Origin of the sequence: Nocardiopsis dassonvillei subsp. dassonvillei DSM 43111 (assembly GCF_000092985.1) — a bacterium.
GTDB lineage: Bacteria > Actinomycetota > Actinomycetes > Streptosporangiales > Streptosporangiaceae > Nocardiopsis > Nocardiopsis dassonvillei.
In genome coordinates this window covers 1-20,684 of the sequence record NC_014210.1, presented here as the reverse complement: position 1 = coordinate 20,684, position 20,684 = coordinate 1, and the positions used below count along the sequence as shown (strand labels likewise).

12 protein-coding genes and 1 tRNA gene are annotated in these 20,684 nt (G+C 71.3%); 3 read left to right on the top strand and 10 right to left on the bottom strand.

The window, feature by feature from the left end:
• Positions 1-115: 115 nt before the first annotated feature.
• The gene (locus NDAS_RS00070; RefSeq protein WP_013151075.1) at positions 116-1,486 is read right to left on the bottom strand and encodes an MFS transporter; all 1,371 of its coding nucleotides are present in this window, start codon (positions 1,484-1,486) and stop codon (positions 116-118) included.
• A gap of 526 nt (positions 1,487-2,012) precedes the next feature.
• Here NDAS_RS00070 and NDAS_RS00065 point away from each other — a divergent pair.
• The 3 genes from NDAS_RS00065 to NDAS_RS00055 are packed head-to-tail and all read left to right on the top strand — an operon-like array spanning position 2,013 to position 6,306.
• Entirely contained in the window at positions 2,013-2,333 is a 321-nt protein-coding gene (locus tag NDAS_RS00065; RefSeq protein WP_013151073.1) for a trypco2 family protein, read from the top strand.
• Positions 2,333-4,888, top strand: coding sequence for a trypsin-like peptidase domain-containing protein (locus NDAS_RS00060; RefSeq protein ID WP_013151072.1), 2,556 nt, complete (start codon positions 2,333-2,335; stop codon positions 4,886-4,888). Before NDAS_RS00065 ends, NDAS_RS00060 begins: the two co-directional genes overlap by 1 nt.
• Complete coding sequence (locus NDAS_RS00055) at positions 4,885-6,306, top strand: extracellular solute-binding protein (RefSeq protein ID WP_013151071.1); 1,422 nt, start codon at positions 4,885-4,887, stop codon at positions 6,304-6,306. Before NDAS_RS00060 ends, NDAS_RS00055 begins: the two co-directional genes overlap by 4 nt.
• A 760-nt stretch (positions 6,307-7,066) precedes the next feature.
• Here the strand turns inward: NDAS_RS00055 and NDAS_RS00050 are convergent.
• The 9 genes from NDAS_RS00050 to dnaA form a co-directional block, all read right to left on the bottom strand.
• Positions 7,067-7,140 (bottom strand) — tRNA-Ile (locus NDAS_RS00050).
• Positions 7,141-7,322: 182 nt separating this feature from the next.
• Entirely contained in the window at positions 7,323-8,081 is a 759-nt protein-coding gene (locus NDAS_RS00045) for a DUF3566 domain-containing protein (RefSeq protein ID WP_013151068.1), read from the bottom strand.
• Between the two features lie 111 nt (positions 8,082-8,192).
• A complete protein-coding gene (gene gyrA / locus NDAS_RS00040; protein ID WP_013151067.1) occupies positions 8,193-10,805 on the bottom strand; it encodes a DNA gyrase subunit A in 2,613 nt (870 codons plus the stop codon).
• Positions 10,806-10,966: 161 nt separating this feature from the next.
• Positions 10,967-12,904 carry a DNA topoisomerase (ATP-hydrolyzing) subunit B gene (gene gyrB / locus NDAS_RS00035; RefSeq protein WP_013151066.1) on the bottom strand — a complete coding sequence of 646 codons (1,938 nt, stop codon included), beginning with the start codon at positions 12,902-12,904 and terminating at the stop codon, positions 10,967-10,969.
• 467 nt (positions 12,905-13,371) lie between these two features.
• On the bottom strand, positions 13,372-13,845 hold the full coding sequence (locus NDAS_RS00030; RefSeq protein ID WP_174546430.1) for a DUF721 domain-containing protein: 474 nt from the start codon (positions 13,843-13,845) through the stop codon (positions 13,372-13,374).
• 79 nt (positions 13,846-13,924) lie between these two features.
• Positions 13,925-15,058, bottom strand: a complete 1,134-nt coding sequence (gene recF, locus NDAS_RS00025) for a DNA replication/repair protein RecF (RefSeq protein WP_013151064.1) — start codon at positions 15,056-15,058, stop codon at positions 13,925-13,927.
• A 92-nt stretch (positions 15,059-15,150) separates the two neighbouring features.
• Positions 15,151-16,050, bottom strand: coding sequence for a phosphogluconate dehydrogenase (NAD(+)-dependent, decarboxylating) (gene gnd / locus NDAS_RS00020; protein ID WP_013151063.1), 900 nt, complete (start codon positions 16,048-16,050; stop codon positions 15,151-15,153).
• A 98-nt stretch (positions 16,051-16,148) separates the two neighbouring features.
• Entirely contained in the window at positions 16,149-17,288 is a 1,140-nt protein-coding gene (dnaN, locus tag NDAS_RS00015; RefSeq protein ID WP_013151062.1) for a DNA polymerase III subunit beta, read from the bottom strand.
• Between the two features lie 1,130 nt (positions 17,289-18,418).
• Complete coding sequence (dnaA, locus tag NDAS_RS00010; protein WP_041552117.1) at positions 18,419-20,350, bottom strand: chromosomal replication initiator protein DnaA; 1,932 nt, start codon at positions 20,348-20,350, stop codon at positions 18,419-18,421.
• Positions 20,351-20,684 lie beyond the last annotated feature (334 nt).

Here is a 20,684-nt window from a genome sequence, read left to right as displayed (position 1 = left end):
CGACCGCGGCGGGTCGACAAGGCGACGGAGCGACAAGGCGACGGAGCGACAAGGCGACGCGGCGACAAGGCGACAGAGGTCGGGGCGGCGGACCGGTCCGCCGCCCCGACGCCGCCTACTTGCCGACCGCGTTCGGCCTGGTGCCGTCCGCGTACAGGTCCACGCCCTTGGGCTCCTTCACCAGGGTGACCCCGAGGAAGGAGACCGCGCAGGCCACGACGATGTAGACGCCGATCGACCACGAGGCGCCGGTCTCGGTGAGCAGCAGCTCGGCGATCATGGGCGCGAAGGCGCCGCCGAGGATCGCGCCGAGGGCGTAGCCGATGGACACGCCGGAGTAGCGGACCTCGGCCGGGAACATCTCCGCGTACAGCGCCGACTGGGGGCCGTAGCTCAGGCCCAGGGTGAGCGTGAAGATGAAGACGCCCGCGAAGTACAGGTAGATGTTGCCGGTGTCGACCATGAACCACATCGGCACGGACCAGGCGGCCAGCAGCACGTAGCCGAGCTGGAAGGTCCGCACCCGGCCGAGCTTGTCGCTCAGGATGCCGCCGTAGAGCGTGGAGATGAGCCAGCCGAACGAGGCGAGGGTGGTCGCCAGGAGCACGGGGCCGCGGTCCATGCCGAGGCCGAACTCCTCGACCGGCCGGGAGGCGTAGGTCGCCAGGTAGGCGATGACGAGGTACCCGGCGGCGTTGTTGGCGATGAAGATCAGCGCGGAGAGGACGACCTCACGGGTGTGCTCGCGGAACAGTCGGCCCAGCGGGGCGGAGGTCTCGGCCTTGCGCGCCTGCATGAGCTTGAAGACCGGGGACTCCTCCACGGACTTGCGGATGAGGTGGCCGATGATGATCAGCAGGAAGGACAGGAGGAAGGGGATGCGCCAGCCCCACTCCAGGAACGCCTCCGGGCCGATGGCCGCGGTGATCACCCAGACGACGAAGGTCGCCAGGATCATGCCGCAGGGGACTCCGATCTGCGGGTAGGCGCCGAAGAAGCCGCGCTTGTCGACCGGTGCGTGCTCCACCGACATCAGTGCCGCGCCGCCCCACTCGCCGCCCGCCGAGAAGCCCTGGAGGATGCGCAGGATGATCAGCAGGACGGGCGCGGCCACGCCGATCTGGGCGTAGGTGGGCAGCAGGCCGATCAGGCAGGTGGCGAGCCCCATCATGACCAGGGTCGCCACGAGCACGCGCTTGCGGCCGAACCTGTCTCCGAGGGCGCCCGCGACGATCGCGCCGAGCGGCCGGAAGAGGAAGGAGATGCCGATGGTCGCGAAGGACAGGACCTGGGCCAGCCCCGGGCTGTCCTCGGTCAGCGGCGACAGGAACAGGGGGGCGAGCACGAGGCCGGCGGCCTGCGCGTAGATGAAGAAGTCGTACCACTCGATGGTGGTGCCGACCATGGTCCCGGCGAGGACGCGCCGCCGCTCCCTGGTCTCGATCGCGCCGCCCGGCCCTGGGGCCGTCGAGTCGGAAGTTGCCATTGGTGCTCCGTATGTTCTCTACCGACCGGAGGTCGGATTCCGCTCGTGGGCTCTCGGTATCGGCAGCCACGGTGACAACCACCCGTCCCTCCAGACGCACAAGCGACAGGAAGGACATGTCCGACACCGGACTGAGCCCCAGGACACCATGTCATGTGACTCAAGGCACTTTCTACACCGGGGCCTACTTTTCGCAGCTCGAAAGCTATGTCCTGACCGAACGGTCGGTTAGATGAATGGCACTGTCGGTGGCTCGCGGCTCGTGACCAGCCACAGCTCGGCGCCGGGCGGACGACATGTCGGCGGATCGACGAGTCGACATACCGCCGAATCCGTTTCGGGGCGGAAGGGGCCGTGAGCAGGGAGAAGCGGGGCGCTCCGCCCGAGAGCGGTCGTGTACAGCGAAAAACACCCGGTTAGCGACGGACCGGCGTGGAAAACTGACTACCACACCCGTCCTGTGACGTAGACCACGGCTCTGTTCCCGCCGTCCCCACGACGAAACGCCCCCCCAGGGAGTCATCAGGTGCCCACCATCGGACTGTCCCAGGCCATCGACGAACTGCGCCGGGAGCTCGCCGCCGCGCGCCGGAAGGGGGAGGGCCACGAGATCGGCATCGAGATCGTCGAGGCCGAGGTCGAACTCCTCCTGGAGGCGCACCATGAGGGAGCCGGGAAGGCCGGTGTGCGCTTCGGTGTGCTCTCCCTCAACGCCGAGGGCAAGGCCGGCCGCAAGGACACGCACCGGATCACGCTGAAGCTCGCCCTGACCGACGCGGACGGAAGGAAACTCGCGATCGCCTCTGATAGCGGAGCGGTCTGGGAGGACCGCAGGGACCTGGACTGATGGACCCGAGGTGTGTCGCGGACGTCCGCGTCGCCAGGGCCGGGGCCGCCTCCAGGGGAGGGACCGGCTACCTCGTCGGGCCCTCCCTCGTCCTCACCGCGGCCCATGTGCTCGACGGCCACGAGCGTGTCGACGTGCGCCTGGGAGCCGACCGGCCGAGCGGTTTCCTGCGGTGCTCCGTCGTCTGGTCGGACCGGAGCACGGACGTCGCCCTGCTGCGGCTGGAGGAGCCGCGGCCCCACCCCTCCGTGCGCTGGGGGAAGCTCTCGGCGGACGAACCGCAGCCGTACCGTTCGCTCGGCTACCCCGACCTCGCGGCCAACGACGGGGGCCGCGACCTGAAGGACCTGCGGGGGACCCTCAGCCCGTGGGACGGCATGGTCAGGAAGGACCTCCGGCTCGACGTCCAGCGGGAGTACGGCAACGACGTGTCGTGGAAGGGGGCCTCCGGCACCGCCGTGTTCGTCAGGGAACGGCTGGTGGGCGTCATCGTCGACCACGACCGGCGCAACGGGGACCTGATCGCCCGCCGGTCCACGCGGTTCGCCCGCGATAAGGACTTCCGGCGCCTGGTCAGGGAGGACGCGGGGACGGAGCCGTGGCTCGTCCCGGTGGACCTCCCGCGCGCGGCGCGCAACACCGCCAGGCGTTTCGTCCGCGCCCGGCTCTCCTCCCTGCGCAGGCTTCCGCACACGCTCGCGGTGGCCGTCCGGGAACGGCGCGGTCACGGCACGCGGGCGGGGACGGCGGCCGTCCCCGCCCGGAGGAGCCGTGCCACGGCCGGGATGCGGGAGCGCCGTGGTGCCGGGCGACCGGTGTGGCCCCTGGCCGTCGCCGCCGTCGCGCTGCTCACCCTGGTCCCGAACGGCGTGTACTGGCTGCGGGCCAACGGCCACCTGGGGCTGGGCCTCCAGTGCGCCCCGCCCACCGAGCTCACCGTGCTCACCACCCCGGACCAGCACGCCGTCGTCCAGCGGGCCGCCGACGACTTCTCCGCCCACGTCGGCGGCCGGGACGAGAGGAGCGGGTGCGTACCCGTGCGCGTCAGCGTCACCGTCGCGGGCGGGGCCGCGCGGACGCGCGAGCTGCTGCGCGAGGGGTGGACCGACCTGCGGGCGGGGCCCCGCCCGCACGTGTGGCTGCCGGACTCCAGCGCGGACGTCGCCCTGCTGCGCGGGGATCCGGGTGACGCGCCCGGCCTGGAGACGGGGGAGGGGAGCGCCACCAGGCTCACACCCGTGGTGCTGGGGCTGCCCGAGTCCGCGGGCGAGGTCCCCGCCTGTTCCGGGACCGACCCGGGCGGAGCGCGTTCGAACCTCGTCGTCTGCACGGCCGCGGCGGCGGAGGCCGGGCTCCTCCTGGCCCGCCCCTCACCGGAGGCCTCGGTCTCGGCGCTGATCCAGACCGAGGCCCTGTACTCCGCGTACGGGGACGGGGGCGCCGAGGAGATCCAGATCGCGGAGGCCCGCGCGACCTCGGCCGGGCTCGACGCCGAGGGCAACCTCGGCCTGCTGTGCGCGCTGCGCGGCGGGAGCGCCGACCCCGCCTCCGTCGGGGTGTTCAGCACCGAGTACGCGATCAACGCCTACAACACGGGCGCGCAGCTGGGCCCCGGGTGCGGGCCGACGGGCGAGGAACCGGACGAGCCCCTGGTCCCCGTCTACTTCTCCGAGACGCCCGGCCTGGACCACCCGTTCGTACGGCTGGACTGGGGCGGCGACGGGGTCGAACGGGAGGCGGAGGCGTTCGGGGAGTGGATGCGGCACCCCCGGGAGACAACGGCCTTCCAGGGCTACCGGACGGTGGAGGGCGCCATGATCGGCGGGGATGCGGAGCGGTCCCTGATGGAGGTCACACACCTCAACTCGGCCCGTCAGGACGGGGAGTGGCGGGAGCGGCTGGAGTCCGGGCTGCGGCAGCAGGAGCGCTCCCGCGCCCCGGTCGAGGTCCTGCTCGTGGTCGACCGCTCCGACTCCATGAGCGGCCCCGGCACGGGCGGCACCCGGCTGGCGACCGCGCAACAGCTGGCCCGGACCGCCGTCGGCCTCCTGGGGGAGCAGGACACCGTGGGGATCTGGACCTTTCCCGAGGGCGGACCGGGCAACGACGTCACCGGCCAGGAACGCGTCCTGCCCCCGGAACCGGGCATGGACGCGCGCAGGGAGGAGTCGGCGCGCGAGGCGATCGACGCGCTGAGCGCCGAGTTCCCGGCCACCCCGCTGGCCGACGCCGTCCGCGACGGCGCCGAGGAACTGGAGTCCTGCGCCGACCGTCCGGGGGAGCCCGGCGCCTGCGCCCTGGTCGTCCTCACCGACGGCGTCGCCCTCCCCGAGCCGCGCGGCGGCGCGCGGGCGGACGACGTGGCCGCCGTGCTGGAGGACCTCGACGAGCGCGTGCGGGTGCACGTGGTGTCCGTGGGCGACGAGGGGTGCGGCGGGGACGGGCTGCTCAGCCGGCTGGCGGGCGCGGGGGCCGAGTGCCACCACCCGCGCGCCGACGAACTCGAACAGGTCGTCTACGGCATCGTGGCCGGGACCAGGGCGGCGACGCCGTGAGGGCCCGCCCGAGGCCGCCGCGGCCGGTCGTGTGCGCGCTCCTGTCGCTCCTGCTGCTGGGCTCCGCCGCCTGCGACGCGCGGGGCGAGCGGGACGAACGGGTCCTGCGCGTCGCCCTCCCCGTTGACGTCACCGCCACGGAGGACACGGGCGGGGGCGGGGTGTACACGCGGCTCATCGAGCGCTGGGAGGCGGAGAACGAGGGGTGGGAGGTCGACGTCCGGTGGCTCTCGCCCCGGGCGGACGAGCAGCGCTCGCAGATGGTCGTGGCGATGCAGGCCGACCCGGCGGCCTACGACGTCCTCCTCCTCGACAACCAGTGGGTGCCGGAGTTCCACGAACGCGGCTGGCTGGCGGAGGTGGACACCGGCGGAGACGGCCCGCTGGCGTGGAACGGCTTCCTGGGCCGCGCCCGGGACGCGGTGTGCTACGAGGGCCGGGCGCGGGCGGTGCCGTTCCACATGGACGTGGGCCTGCTCTACTACCGCGCCGACCTGGTCGGCCCCGAGGAGGTCACCGCCCGGATCGAGGAGGACGGCTGGCGCGGGCTGCTCGGCCTCGCGGACGAGGTACGCGACGAGCACGGCCTGGAGCACGGGTACACGGGCCAGTTCGGCGACTACGAGGGCCTGACCGTCAACGCCCTGGAGTTCGTCCTCGGCGGGCATCCCGGTCTGGAGGCGGACAGCCGGGGGACCTTCCACGGGTCGGACGGGGCGGACGGCGGCGGGGCGGAGGACGGCTGTGTCACGTCCGCCGGTGCGAGCGGCGAGTTCCAGGGCCTGGAGGTGCTGGAGGCGGGGCTGGAGCCCGAGGCCGGGGGTGTCATCCCGCGCGCTGCCCTGGAGGAGACCGAGACCGAGAGCCTGAACCGGTTCCGCGGCGGCGAGGTGGTGTTCATGCGCCACTGGCCCCGGGTCGTGCCCCAGCTCCAGGCCGACTCCGAGAGCGCCGAGACGCTCCGGGAGGGGCTGCGCTGGGTCGGCTGGGCGGGGGAGGCCGGGGGCGGCGACCCCGCGTTCGGGGTGCTCCGGCTGCCCGCGGCCGTGCTCGGCGGCAACAGCCTGGCGGTCACCGGGGAGTCGCCGCACCGGGACGAGGCCTGGAGCCTGGTCGCGGCCATGACCGGGCAGGAGGTCCAGGCGGAGTTCCGGGAGGCCGGTCTGCTCCCCGCCCGCGGCAGCGGCTACCGGCTGAGCGACGCCGAGGACCGGGACGTGCGGTACTGGGAGGAGCTGCGCGACGCCGTCGGCGAGGGACTGCTGCGGCCGCGCACCCCCTACTACCCGTACGTGAGCGAGGTGCTGCGGGACCACGTGGACACGCAGATCCGCCCGGGCTCGACCGACCCGCACCCCGAGGACATGGTGTGCGAGCTCAACGCCGCGCTCGCCGGGAAGGTCAGCACGTGCGGCTGACGGCCCCGGGCGGCAGGTCCCCGGGTCGACAGGTACATGAATCGACACGTGCACGAGTCGACACGTCGACCCGGAGCCTCTTCCCGGCTCGACCGGGCGCGGCGGCGGAGCCGGGCGGCGCCCGTTCCGTCGACCGGTTCCGGCGCGGGCCCTACCGCCCGCCCCGGCCGTAGCCCTGGTTGACCTGGATCTGGAGCATGTTGCCGAGGTGGTGGTGCAGGCTGGCGGCGACCTCGCCGCCCTCGCCCCAGTCGACGACGCCGAACTTCATGCTGGGCGTCACCCTCATGCGCGTGCCCCGGGGATGGGGAAGAGGTCGACGTACACGTTGAACCCCCGGGTGAGCAGGCTCATGCCGGTGGAGAAGGCGTAGCGGTAACCGGCGCCGGGCACCGGGTTCCCCGGGCCCGAGGCCCCTTGGTGCGCGACACGGAGCGGGGGAGCATGTTCCACACCTGGTTGATGTGGAACGGAAGCTGGTAGTCGAAGGTCGTGGCCACGCTTCTCCGTCCTCGCTCTGGAGGCCGCCCGCGTCCCGCGCTCCGGGGCGGAGGTGACGACGCCCTCCCGGTGCGCCGCATCCTACAGGTGCCCTGATCGCACCAGCGTCCCCGAGTCGACGGGTACACGAGTCGACAGGTCGACACGGCCCGTTGTCGACACGGGAACACGGTGCCCGGCCGGGCCGCGCCTCGGGCGCCGACGCACGTGTGAGGCGCGGACATGAGAAAAGGCCCCCCGTGGGGAGCCTTCTCGTGTGTGGGCGTACCAGGACTTGAACCTGGGGCCTCATCCTTATCAGGGATGCGCTCTAACCGACTGAGCTATACGCCCTTGCTGCGTGTGGAACTCTACCGCATCGGCGGGACCGGGGCGAACCGGTGATCCGGGGCGGACGCGAGGCGGGACGCGGCGCACGCGTCCCTTTCCACCTCCCATTTTACCCGGGTGCGGAAGTGCTCCGAACCAACGCGTGAGGGCCCGGCCCCAGCGGGGACCGGGCCCTCACGGCGGTGCTACTCGGCCTCGGACAGCGTCACGTCGATGCCGCCGACCAGGTCGGCGACGAGGTTGTACAGCATGGCGCCCACCGTGGACAGGGCGGTGATCAGCACGATGTTCAGCGCGCCGACCACGCCGGTGTACCCCAGGACGCGGCCCGGCGAGAACCAGGAGGCCGGGTCGAGGCCGAGCTCGTCCTCGGTCCCGTCGCCCTCCAGGAGCGCCGTGAGCATGTTGGTCAGCTCGTCGAAGACACCCAGCATCGACAGCGTCGCGTAGATCACCGCGATCGCCACGAACAGGATGATGAAGCACACCAGGGAGACGACGAAGCTGAACTTCATCACCGACCACGGCTCCACACGGGAGACCGACAGGTGTGCCTTACGGCTGGACAGGCTGGCCTTCACGGCGCTCGGACCCTCAGGCACCGAGGTCTTCGATTCGGACACTGGCGTTCCCCCCGCTTCGGCGCGGTCCTCCGCCACGGATCCGGCCGGTCCGGCGGCGGTCCCGGACCCGGTGTCCGCCTTGTCGGCGGAGCCCTCGTCCTCGTCGCCGGGCTTGCTCCCCGACTCCTCGCCGGACTCCTCGGCCGTGCCGGCCTCGGTGGCGCCCGTCGCCGCCTCGGCCTTGTCGCCGACCTCGGTGGTCACGGCGGCCCCCGCTTCTGCCGTGTCCTTCTCGGTCGTCTCCACGTCCCCGTCCCGGGCGGTCTCCGCCGTGTCCGGGTCGGTTTCGTTCGTGGTGGTGTTCCGCTGGTTGTCAGACATAGAAACGTTACCGCTGGACTTTCCTTGAGAACGGGTGATTGGCGCGACCAGGGTGTCCGCGGGGTCCGCGCAAAACGAACCCCGCGGCCCATATGGGGCCTAACGCGAAGTCTAGGCCTCCGGGTTGCCTTCGGCGTTCGCGTTCACGTCCTCGGCCGTGTCGGCGTTCGCTTCACCCGCGTCCTCGGCCGTCTCGACGGCCTCCTCCTCGGCGGCCTCGGCGTTGCGCGCCACGGCCACGATCTTGTTGCCCTTGGCCAGGTTCATCAGCCGGACGCCCATGGTCGTGCGGCCGGACCGCTTGACCTCGTCGGCACCGGTGCGGATGACACCGCCAGCGGAGGTGATCGCGAAGACCTCGTCCACCTCGGGGTCGATCATCAGGGCGCCCACCAGCTTGCCGCGGGCCTCCACCACCTTGGCCGTCAGCACGCCCTTGCCGCCGCGGTTCTGCACCGGGTACTGGTCGGACGGGGTGCGCTTGGCGTAGCCGTTCTCGGTGGTGACCAGGACGTCCGTGGAGCCGTCGCCGGGCCGGATGACGTCCATGCTCAGCAGGTAGTCGTCCTCCAGGAACCGCATGCCGATCACGCCGCTGGTGGCGCGGCCCATGGGGCGCAGCGACTCGTCGGAGGCCGGGAACCGGATCGCCTGGGCGTCGCTGGAGATCAGCAGCAGGTCGTCGTCGGGGAAGACCAGCCGGGCGGCGATCAGCTCGTCGCCCTCGCGCAGGTTGATCGCGATGATGCCCGCCGCGCGCGCCGAGTCGAAGTCCTCCAGACGGGACTTCTTGACCAGGCCCTCACGGGTGGCGAGCACCAGGTACGGGGCGGCCTCGTAGTCGCGCAGCGCCATGATCTGCGCGATCTCCTCGCCCGGCTGGAACGGGAGCAGGTTCGCCACGTGCTGGCCGCGCGCGTCGCGGGCGGCCTCGGGCAGCTCGTAGGCCTTCGTGCGGTACACCCGGCCCTGGTTGGTGAAGCACAGGATCCAGTTGTGGGTGGTGGTGACGAAGAAGTGCTGGACGATGTCGTCCTGCTTGAGCTGGGCCCCGCGCACGCCCTTGCCGCCGCGCTTCTGGGCGCGGTAGTTGTCGATGCGCGTGCGCTTGGCGTATCCACCGCGGGAGATCGTGACGACCACGTCCTCCTCGGCGATGAAGTCCTCCATGCGCATGTCGCCCTCGAAGGGGATGATGTGCGTGCGCCGCTCGTCGCCGTACTTCTCCACGATCTCGCCGAGCTCCTCGCGGATGATGCTCCGCTGGCGCGTGTCCGATTCGAGGATGTCGTTGTAGTCGGCGATCTGCGCCATGAGCTCGTCGTACTCGGCCGTCAGGGCGTTGCGCTCCAGGGCGGCGAGCTTGCGCAGCTGCATGTCGAGGATGGCGCGGGCCTGGATGTCGTCGATCTCCAGCAGGTCCATCAGGCCGGTGCGGGCCTGGTCCGCGGAGGCGCTGGCCCGGATGAGGTTGATGACCTCGTCGATGCGGTCCATGGCCCGCAGCAGCGCGCGCAGGATGTGCGCCCGCTCCTCGGCCTTGCGCAGCAGGTACCGGGTCCGGCGGACGATGACCTCGACCTGGTGCTTGACCCAGTGCCGGATCATCTGGTCCAGGCGCAGGGTGCGCGGCACCCCGTCGACCAGCGCGAGCATGTTCGCGCCGAAGGTCTCCTGGAGCTGCGTGTGCTTGTAGAGGTTGTTCAGCACGACCTTGGCGACGGCGTCGCGCTTGAGCACGATGACCAGGCGCTGTCCGGTGCGGCCGCTGCTCTCGTCGCGCACGTCGGCGATGCCGGTGATCTTGCCGTCCTTGACCAGGTCGGCGATCTTGAGCGCGAGGTTGTCCGGGTTGACCTGGTAGGGCAGCTCGGTGACGACCAGGGTCTGGCGGCCCCGCTTGTCCTCCTCCACCTCGACCACGGCGCGCATGGTGATGGAGCCGCGCCCGGTCCGGTACGCCTCCTCGATGCCGCGCTTGCCGACGATGAGCCCGCGGGTGGGGAAGTCGGGGCCCTTGACGCGTGCGATGAGCGCGTCGAGCAGCTCCTCGTCCTGCGCCTCGGGGTTGTCGAGGTACCAGTTGACGCCGTCGGCGACCTCGCGCAGGTTGTGCGGCGGGATGTTGGTGGCCATACCGACCGCGATGCCCGAGGAGCCGTTGACCAGCAGGTTCGGGAAGCGGGCGGGCAGCACGACGGGCTCGGAGGAGCGGCCGTCGTAGTTGGGCCGGAAGTCGACGGTGTCCTTGTCGATGTCCCGGAGCATCTCCATGGCCAGCGGCGCGAGCTTGCACTCGGTGTAGCGCATGGCGGCGGCCGGGTCGTTGCCCGCCGAGCCGAAGTTGCCGTTGGGGTCGACCAGCGGCATCCGCATGGACCACCACTGCGCCAGGCGCACCAGGGTGTCGTAGATGGCGCTGTCACCGTGCGGGTGGTAGTTGCCCATGACGTCGCCGACGACGCGGGCGCACTTGAAGTAGCCGCGGTCGGGACGGTAGCCGCCGTCGTACATCGCGTAGAGCACGCGCTGGTGGACCGGCTTGAGGCCGTCGCGCACGTCGGGCAGGGCGCGGCCGACGATGACGGACATCGCGTAGTCGAGGTAGCTGCGCTGCATCTCGACCTGGATGTCGACGGGCTCGATCCGGTCGGTCACGCGCGGCGGGGCCTCCACAGTGGAGTCCCCGCCCTCAGGGGCGTCGGGGTTGTTCGCATCCGTCACGGATGTCGGTCCCTTCTACGAAGCTTGCTTGAGCACGGGTGGGAGCGGGGCCCGGGTCCTCGGGGCCCAGGCTGTGCCTCTCGGACCGGCCTCCGCTCGCGGGGGTCGGTTCGGGCGTCCGAACACGGACCGGAGCGGGGCGGAGGTCCGGAAGACACCGCCTAGATGTCCAGGAAGCGGACGTCCTTGGCGTTGCGCTGGATGAAGGCGCGCCGCGACTCGACGTCCTCACCCATGAGCACGCTGAACAGTTCGTCGGCCTGGGCCGCGTCCTCCAGGCTGACCTGGAGCAGGACGCGGCGGTCCGGGTCCATCGTGGTGTCCCACAGCTCGTTGGCGTTCATCTCGCCCAGACCCTTGAAGCGCTGCACCATGTCGCGCGGGCGCGGGTCCCTCTTGCCCTGGGCGATCCCGGCCTCGATGACCCGGTCGCGCTCGGCGTCGGAGAAGGCGTAGCTGGCGTCGCTGCCCTTCTGGTCCCACTTGATCTTGTACAGCGGCGGCGCGGCCAGGTAGACGTTCCCGGCCTCGACCAGCGGCTTCATGAAGCGGAACAGCAGGGTGAGCAGCAGCGTGCGGATGTGCTGGCCGTCGACGTCGGCGTCGGCCATCAGGATGACCTTGTGGTACCGCAGCTTCTCGGCGTCGAACTCCTCGTGGATGCCGGTGCCCAGGGCGGTGATGATCGCCTGGACCTCCGCGTTCTTGAGGATGCGGTCGATGCGCGACTTCTCGACGTTGAGGATCTTGCCCCGGATGGGCAGGATGGCCTGGTTGTGAGGGTTGCGGCCGCCCTTGGCGGAGCCGCCGGCCGAGTCGCCCTCGACGATGTAGACCTCGCACTCCTCCGGGTTGGTGGACTGGCAGTCCGACAGCTTGCCCGGGAGGGAGGTGGTCTCCAGAAGGGTCTTGCGGCGGGTCAGGTCGCGGGCCTGGCGGGCGGCCACGCGCGCGCGGGCGGCCTGGCTGGCCTTGGACACGATGTCCTTGGCCTCGCCGGGGTTGCGCTCGAACCAGTCGCGCAGGTGCTCGTTGGTGACCTTCTGGACGAAGGACTTGGCCTCGGTGTTGCCCAGCTTGGTCTTGGTCTGGCCCTCGAACTGCGGGTCGGCCAGCTTGACCGAGATGATGGCGGTCAGACCCTCGCGGATGTCGTCGCCGGTGAGGTTGTCGTCCTTCTCGCGCAGCAGCTTCTGGTCGCGGGCGTACCGGTTGACCAGGGTGGTCAGCGCGGAGCGGAAGCCCTCCTCGTGCGTGCCGCCCTCAGCCGTGTTGATGGTGTTGGCGAAGGTGTGCACGGAGGAGGTGTAGGACTGGTTCCACTGCATGGCGATCTCGACCGAGATCCCCTCGCCCTCCTCCTCGAAGGAGATGATCGACGCGTGCGCCGGCTCCTTCTTGGCGTTGATGTGGCGGACGTAGTCCGACAGCCCCTCGTCGTAGTGGAAGGTGTTGACCGTCGGTCCGCCGTCGGTGTGCTCGGGCCGCTCGTCGCGGATGGTGATGGACAGCCCCTTGTTGAGGAAGGCCATCTCCTGCATGCGGCGGGCGAGCGTCTCGAAGGAGAACGTGGTGGTCTCGAAGATGTCGCCGTCCGGCCAGAAGGTGATCTGGGTGCCGGTCTCGTCGGTGCTCTCGCCCTTGACGAGTTCGCCGGTGGGCGCGGTCATCTCGTAGCGCTGGCGCCACACGTGCCCGTGGAGGCGGATCTCCACCTCCAGCGCGGTGGACAGCGCGTTGACGACGGAGACGCCGACGCCGTGCAGGCCGCCGGAGACCGCGTAGGACTTGCCGTCGAACTTGCCGCCCGCGTGCAGCGTGGTGAGGACGACCTCGACGGCGGGGCGCTTCTCCACCGGGTGGAGGTCGGTGGGGATGCCGCGGCCGTTGTCGGCCACGCACACGCCGCCGTCGGCCAGCAGGGTCACCTCGATGGCGTCGGCGTGGCCCGCCAGCGCCTCGTCGACGGAGTTGTCGACCACCTCGTAGACCAGGTGGTGCAGGCCCCGCTCCCCTGTGGAACCGATGTACATTCCGGGGCGCTTGCGGACCGCCTCAAGCCCCTCCAGAACCGTGATTGAACCTGCGTCGTAGGCCAAGTGGGAACACCCTCCTGCTGGGGACGCCTGCCGACCGCGGCCGAGCGGCGACGGTCACCCGTGACACGGTGATCGGGAGGGTCTGCGTGCCGCGACACCTGGGGGATCACCGTTCGCCACAGGGGCCGTCCGCCCACCCTCTTCTGGGGGCGTGGGACCGGCTACAGGCGTCTGAAGAACCGTCTCCATGATACCCCGCACGGTGCGACAAAGTGGCATTGGCGGCCCTGTGCCGCCTCACAACGAACGTTCAGGGAGGGAGACGACTCCCTACACGCGGGAGGGGCTGCGCGCAAGTCCCGGTGCGGTTGAGTGCCGCCTGCGGCGACCGGCGGCCCCGGGGCGGACCGGAGCCCCTCCCCGGCCGCGCCGGACACCCTCCGGAACGGCGTTCACCTGGGGATATCCACAAGCCGCGAAAGTGGAGGAAACGGGCACTCCGGCCCCGCGGCCCGGGCGGGCGCGCCTCAGCGGCGCCGGAAACCGGGTCCGCGGACCTTGATGGCGACGACCGTGCCGTCGCCCAGCTCCTCGTTGAGACGGCGCATGAGATCGCGCACCATCGCTCGCGCGTGGGCCGCCATGGTGGGCGAATCGGCCACCACGACCAGTTCCCCGTCCGAATAGCTCTCCGGACGCAGGTGTTCCGCGTTGAAATCGCCCACGATATCCGCCCAGCGGCCGAACACGCCGCCGATGGCCACCTGCTCCTGCCAGCCGTGCTCGATCAGCCACGTGCGCACGGCCTCACCGAACATCTGGGGCTCGTTGCGTGACCGCAACCGGCCACGCCGACGCGAGCGCTGGAGGCCTCGGGGCACCGCGCCGCGGTCCTTGGCCTCGGCCCGGGCGCGCGCGAGCGCCTGGCGGGCCAGGTCGGCCCCCGTCGGGGCCGGGGGAGCCGACGGCCCCGGCTCCGACGGACGCCGCGCCCCGTCCACAGGCTGTGGACGCAGACCTCCGCCGCCGTGGTCGGCCGCGCCGGAGGCCGATCCCCGGTCCACAGGGTGTGGATAACGCTCACTCACCCGCGACGCCCCCCTCGCGCACGCCGAACCGGGCCCCGTCCAGCTCCTTGGGGATGTCCTCGGGCACGGCCGCGGTCACCAGGACCTGTTCGGCGTCGCCGACGCGCTCGGCCAGCCTGCGGCGGCGCTCGCTGTCCAGCTCGGCGAACACGTCGTCCAGGATCAGCACCGGGTCGTCTCCGTCGGAGCGCAGCAGGTCGAAGGCGGCCAGCTTGAGCGAGAGGGCGTACGACCAGGACTCGCCCTGGCTGGCGTAGCCCTTGGCGGGCATCCCGCCCAGTCGCAGGACCAGATCGTCGCGGTGCGGGCCCACCAGGCTGACGCCGCGCTGGAGCTCGCGGTCGCGGGCCTCGGCCATGGCCGCGCGCAGGGTTTCCACAAGCTGTGGACGGCCGGTCGGCGGTTCGACCCCCTCGGGGACCGCGCCGCTGCGGTAGTCGGGGACGGCCGGGCCCCCGGAGTCGGTCAGCCCGGCGTAGGCCTCGGCGATCCTCGGGCGCAGCTCCTCCACCAGCTCCAGCCGCGCCGCCAGCAGCTCCGCGCCCGTCTCCGCCAGGTGGGAGTCCCACACCTCCAGCGTGCTCAGGTCGGGCGCCGAGCGCTGGCGGAACATCCGGCCGGAGGCCGACTTGAGCAGGGCGTTGCGCTGCTTGAGCACCCGGTCGTAGTCCGAGCGCACGCCCGCCATCCGGGGCGCGCGCGCCACCAGCAGGTCGTCCAGGAACCGGCGCCGCTCGCCGGGGTCGCCCTTGACCAGGGCCAGGTCCTCCGGGGCGAAGAGCACGGTGCGCAGGATCCCCAGGACCTCGCGCGGACGGCCCGCGGGCGCCTGGTTGATCCGGGCCCGGTTGGCCCTGCCGGGGTTGAGCTCCAGGTCCACGACCATGGACCGCTCGTCGCGCACCACCTTGGCCCGGACGATCGCGCGGGGGGCGCCCTGGCGGACCAGCGGGGTGTCGGAGGAGACCCGGTGGCTGCCGAGGGTGGCCACGTAGCCGATCGCCTCGACCAGATTGGTCTTGCCCTGGCCGTTGGCGCCGACGAACACGCTCACGCCGGGGCCCATCTCCACGAGGGCCTCGCGGTAGGACCGGAAGTCGGCCAGTTGCAGGTGGGATACGTACATCCGGCCTTCCTCCTGGGGCGGCGGCGGTCGGGGGAAGGGGCGCTCCCGGGGACGGCCCGTGGGCTGCGTCCCCGGGTCGGGGGGAGGACGCCTCAGACGTCGATGTCGTCGGAGGTCTCGGCGCGGTGCACGGCGTGCCCGCCGAACTGGTTGCGCAGGGCCGCCACGACCTTCATCGCCGGGCTGTCGTCCTGGCGGGAGGCGAACCGCGCGTACAGGGAGGAGGTGATCGCCGGGGCCGGGACCGCGAGGTCCACGGCGGCCTGGACGGTCCAGCGGCCCTCGCCGGAGTCCTCGGCGTAGCCGCGCAGGCGCGACAGCTCGGGGTCCTCCTCCAGGGCCCGCGAGAGCAGGTCCAGCAGCCAGGAGCGCACCACGGTGCCCTCGCGCCAGCTCTCGAACGTGCCGGGGACGTCGTCCACGAGGCCGGAGGCGACCATGAGCTCGTAGCCCTCGCCGAAGGCCTGCATCATGCCGTACTCGATGCCGTTGTGGACCATCTTGACGAAGTGTCCTGCGCCGACCGCTCCGGCGTGGACGAAGCCCACGCCCTCCTCGGGCACGAGGGAGTCGAAGACCGGGCGGGCCTTCGCGACCTCCTCGGCCGGGCCGCCGACCATGATGCCGTAGCCGTTCTGGCGGCCCCAGACACCGCCGCTGACACCGACGTCGAGGTAGCCGACGCCCTTCTCCGCCAGCGCCTTGGCGCGGACGCGGTCGTCCGCGTAGTGGGAGTTGCCCCCCTCGATGACGAGGTCTCCTTCGTCCAGGAGCTCGCCCAGTTCGGCGATGGTCGCGGCCGTGGGGTCGCCCGCGGGGACCATCACCCAGACCACCCGGGGGGCGGCCAGCCGTTCGACCAGTCCGGCCAGGGTGTCGACGTCGCGCTCCGGCGAGGCGACGTCGTACCCGACGACCTCGTGGCCCTTCTCCCGCAGCCGGGCGGCCATGTTGCCGCCCATCTTGCCGAGACCGATCATTCCGAGCTGCATGGTTGCTCTGCTCCCCTTCGCCGCCTGTGGATGGACGCCGGCCGGCCCGGGTCGCGGACCGGATCCGGCAGGTGCCAGTCAATCGAACCGGCCGCGGATCAGCCCGGCTGACGCACCGGCATGATCAGGTAGCGGTACTCGGGGGAGGAACCCTCCTCCGCGGGCTTGCCGGTCAGGATCGACGGCTTGGTCGAGGTGGTGAAGTGCAGGCGGGCCACGTCGGTGCCGATGGCGCCGAGCCCGTCCAGGAGGAACCCGGAGTTGAAGGCGATCTGGATGTCGTCGCCGTCCAGGTCGGCCTCCAGGACCTCGACCGCCTGCGCCTCCTCGCCGGTGCCCGCCTCCAGGACCAGCTGGCCCTGGCTGAAGGACAGCCGCAGCGGGGTGTTGCGTTCGGCGACCAGCGAGACGCGCTTGACCGCCTCGACGAACTCGGAGCGGCTGACCTCGGCCACCGAGTTGAAGGTGTCCGGCAGCAGCGCCCGGTACTTGGGGAACTCGCCGTCGAGCAGGCGGGTCGTGGTGCGGCGGCCGCCGCCCTCGAAGCCGATCATGCCCTCGCCGGAGCCGCCGTCCGAGAGGGCGATCGAGACCTCGGCGCCCGAGGTGAGCGACTTGGCGGTGTCGTGGAGGGTCTTGGCCGGGACCAGCGCGACCGCGGACAGGTCGGGGTTCTCCGGCTTCCAGGTGAACTCGCGCACGGCCAGGCGGTAGCGGTCGGTGGAGGCGAGCGTGATGGTCTCGCCCTCGATCTCGACGCGCACGCCGGTGAGCATCGGCAGGGTGTCGTCGCGCCCGGCGGCCACGGCCACCTGGCTGACCGCGGCGGCGAAGGCGTCGCTGCCGACGGTCCCGCTCACACCGGGCATCTCCGGGAGCGTGGGGTAGTCCTCCACCGGCATGGTGGTCAGGGTGAACTTCGCGCTGCCGCCGGTGACGACGACCTTGGCGCCGTCGGTGGAGATCTCCACGGGCTGCGCGGGGAGGTTGCGGGTGATCTCGGCCAGGAGCTTACCGGTGACCAGGACCGTGCCCGGCTCCTCGACCTCGACGTCCACCGCGGCCTGGGTGGAGACCTCGTAGTCGAAGCCGGACAGGCGCAGCTGCTGGAGGCCGTCGAACTCACCGGCCTCCAGCAGGATGCCGACGAGCACCGGCACCGAGGGGCGCGTCGGGAGTGTGCGCGCGGTCCAGGCGACCGCCTCGGCCAGTACGTCGCGTTCGACCCGGAACTTCACTTTCCGACTCACTTTCCGCACGACCGGCGTGCCGGTCGAAGCCTCAACGTTGCAGCTCGTGGATCTGTGGGTCCGCCGAGGGCTCCGTCCACAGGGCTGTGGAGGCCGCGCCGGTGGCGCCGGGAGCTGTCTCGGATCCCGTACGGGGTCACCGCTCGGATGCGGGCGGCGGAGGACAGGGGCGAGACCACACGTTACCCGGATTCACCCGCTGCCGCTGACAGCTCAGCACCGGGCTGTCGTCGCGCCTGTCTCGGAGAGTTGTCCACAGATTTTCCGCGGAGCGGTTGTGAAGCCACATCTTGGTTAATGAAGGTGCGCAGTAGTAGTAGGGCCTGTGGATAGTGTGGATAACCCTTGTTTTCGCAGGTCAACCTGCGGATTTTTGTCCACAGGTCCTGTGGGTAACCCTGTGGGTAACTTGGCCCGCCTGTGGACGAACGAAGCCGTCCCCAGGTTTTCCACACTCCGTCCACAGCTTCGTCCACAGGTTTTCCCCAGGTTCTCCACAAGGATCGGTGGTTCAGTCATCGGATGACCCACCGCCGCGTCCACAGGGACAGGGGTGGTTACCCACAGGCTCGGCGCGCTTTTCCACAGGTTGTCCACAGGGTTGTCCACAGATTTGCCCCCCCTCCTGTGGATAACTTGGGCGAGAGAGCGCCAAAATTTTTTTCCGAGCCCCTCCACAGAACACCCGAACCCCGACAAAGGGTCTGTGCACAGGTTTGTCCACAGGGGAGTTCCCCCTTCCGCGCGCCGAACACCGGCGCGGAGGCCTCCGACCAGGTGTGGGAAGGGCAACAGCGGCCCCGGAAGGCCTGGGAAACAGGGAGAACAGGGCGTGCCGGGCACGAACCCGTCCGGAGGTCGGCAGAGGCGGCGAACCCCTCCAGAGGCGGGCGTTCGTGCGCACAAGCCTGTGGATAACTCGGCCGCAGGCGTGGTGGGGCCCTGTGGATAACGTGTGCCGCCTTGTGACTGCGTCGCCTTGGGGACGTGTCGACAGGTGGCCGTGTCGACAGGTGGCCGTGTCCACAGGCCGACACACCGCCGCGGGCCGCGGACCGGACGCCGCGGGGCGGCCCCCGTCCCGGAGGCCGCCCCGCGGCTCGTGCACAGTCTGTGGATCAGGTCAGCGAGGGCTGGTCCTTGATCCGGCTGGTGAGCTCGTGCACCTGGTTGTAGATGGACCGGCGCTCGGCCATCAGCCCGCGGACCTTGCGCTCGGCGTGCATGACCGTGGTGTGGTCGCGGCCGAACTGCTGCCCGATCTTGGGCAGGGACAGCTCGGTCAGCTCCCGGCACAGGTACATGGCGATCTGCCGGGCGGTCACCAGCACCCGGGAGCGCGAGGTCCCGCACAGGTCCTCGACCGTCAGGCCGAAGTAGGCGGCCGTCTGGGACATGATCGCCCCCGCCGTGACCTCGGGGACCTCCGTGCTGGGCACCAGGTCCCGCAGCACCTGGCTGGTCAGGTCCAGGTCCACCGACTGCCGGTTCAGGCTGGCGAAGGCGGTCACGCGGATCAGCGCGCCCTCCAGTTCCCGGATGTTGGTGGAGATCTTGCTCGCGATGAACTCCAGCACCTCGGGAGGGGCCGCCAGCCCCTCCTGCGCGGCCTTCTTGCGCAGGATGGCGATCCGGGTCTCCAGCTCGGGCGGCTGGACGTCGGTGAGCAGGCCCCACTCGAACCGGCTGCGCATCCGGTCCTCCAGCGTGGTCAGCTGCTTGGGCGGCCGGTCGCTGGAGATGACGATCTGCTTGTCGGAGTTGTGCAGCGTGTTGAAGGTGTGGAAGAACTCCTCCTGCGTCTGCTCCTTGTTCTCCAGGAACTGGATGTCGTCCACCAGGAGCACGTCGATGTCGCGGTACCGGCGGCGGAACCCGTCCGCCTTGCCGTCCCGGATCGAGTTGATGAACTCGTTGGTGAACTCCTCCGAGCTGACGTACCGCACCCGCGAACCCTCGTAGAGGCGGTGCGTGTAGTGCCCGATGGCGTGCAGCAGGTGGGTCTTGCCCAGCCCCGAACCGCCGTGGATGAACAGCGGGTTGTAGGCCTTGGCCGGAGCCTCGGCGGCCGCCACCGACGCCGCGTGCGCGAAGCGGTTGCTGGAGCCGATGACGAAGGTGTCGAAGGTGTACTTCGGGTTCAGGCGCGCGTGCTCGCCCGGCGGGACCTCCTGCGAGCGCCCCGGGGGAGAGGAGGGGGCCTTCGGGGCCTCGTCCTCCACAGGGGCCTCCACGGCCTCCGGAGCGGGCTGCGCGGCCTCCTCGGCCGCCTCCGCCCCCGGCGCGGGCGCCTCCTCCCGCGGGGTCTCCCAGCGGTTGGGCCGGTCCCACTCCGGTTCCGTCCAGGACTGCTGCCGCCACCCCGCGGGCTCCTGCGGCCGCTCCAGCGCCGAGGGCTGCTCCCACAGCGGGGGCGCGGTGGGCGTTTCCTGGGGGGAGGCGAAGGTCTGCTGGACCCAGGGCGCGGGCGCGTCGCGGACCGTGTGCGGCGCCTCGTCGGTGGGGGAGGGGTGGTCGGCCGGGGGCGTGGGTCCCAGCAGGTCGGCCTGCTCCGGGGCCGGAGCGGGGGCCGAGGGCCACGGTGCGGGCTGCTCGGCCGCCTCGGCTGCCGGACGCGCGTGCTGTCCCCGGGAGCCGGTCACGGCCCGCTGGGCGTCCGCGGGCGCCGCCGGGGGAGCCGTCGGCCGGGTCGGGCCGGGGGCGGTGCCCGGCACGACGGGGGAGAAGGCGGGCGCGGTGTGCCCCTCCACGCTGCGCGGGCCCTGCGGCCCCGGAGCGGCGGGCGGCGTCGGGGTGGGCGGCGGGGTCGGCACCGCGGTCGGGTCGACCGTCACCGCGACCCGGATCTCCCGGCCCAGGTGGGCGGAGAGCGCCTTGCTGATCGCCGGGTACAGGCGTGTCTCCAGCACCTTCTTGGTGAACTCGTTGGGCGCCGCGATGAGCGCGGTGTCCTCGATCAGGCCCAGCGGACGGGTCTGCGGCAGCCATGCGCGCTGGTGCGCGGGAAGGGAGTCGTTGTCGATCCCGTCCAGGACGCTGGACCAGACCACTGCGAGGTTGACCTGCGCGTCAGCCAAGACGACCTGCCATGGGTGCTTGTCCCTTCGGTACGGGTCTGTGCGGTGCGGAGTGGGGGACGGAAGGGGACGTGGTGACCACGGCGAAGCCCGTGGCGTGTCGGTCGGGCGGGCGCCCGCGGCACCTGGGGCCGCAGGGAGCGACTTCCCATTGTCCTCCTCCCGCGGCGGTGCCGGGTCGGGTGCGGGGGCGAAAACAGCTTGTTTGGGTGGTTATGTGCCTGTGGATAACTTCACTGCCCCCTGAGCTGCGCCTCTGCGGCCACAACCCCGGTATCCACAGCTTCAGGAGGTTGTCCACAGGTTT

What these genes read in the sequence shown, in the direction of transcription:
- recF (WP_013151064.1), bottom strand. Translation starts at nt 15,058, where the DNA reads ATGTACGTATCCCACCTGCAACTGGCCGACTTCCGGTCCTACCGCGAG.
- NDAS_RS00060 (WP_013151072.1), top strand. Translation starts at nt 2,333, where the DNA reads ATGGACCCGAGGTGTGTCGCGGACGTCCGCGTCGCCAGGGCCGGGGCC.
- gnd (WP_013151063.1), bottom strand. Translation starts at nt 16,050, where the DNA reads ATGCAGCTCGGAATGATCGGTCTCGGCAAGATGGGCGGCAACATGGCC.
- NDAS_RS00045 (WP_013151068.1), bottom strand. Translation starts at nt 8,081, where the DNA reads ATGTCTGACAACCAGCGGAACACCACCACGAACGAAACCGACCCGGAC.
- NDAS_RS00070 (WP_013151075.1), bottom strand. Translation starts at nt 1,486, where the DNA reads ATGGCAACTTCCGACTCGACGGCCCCAGGGCCGGGCGGCGCGATCGAG.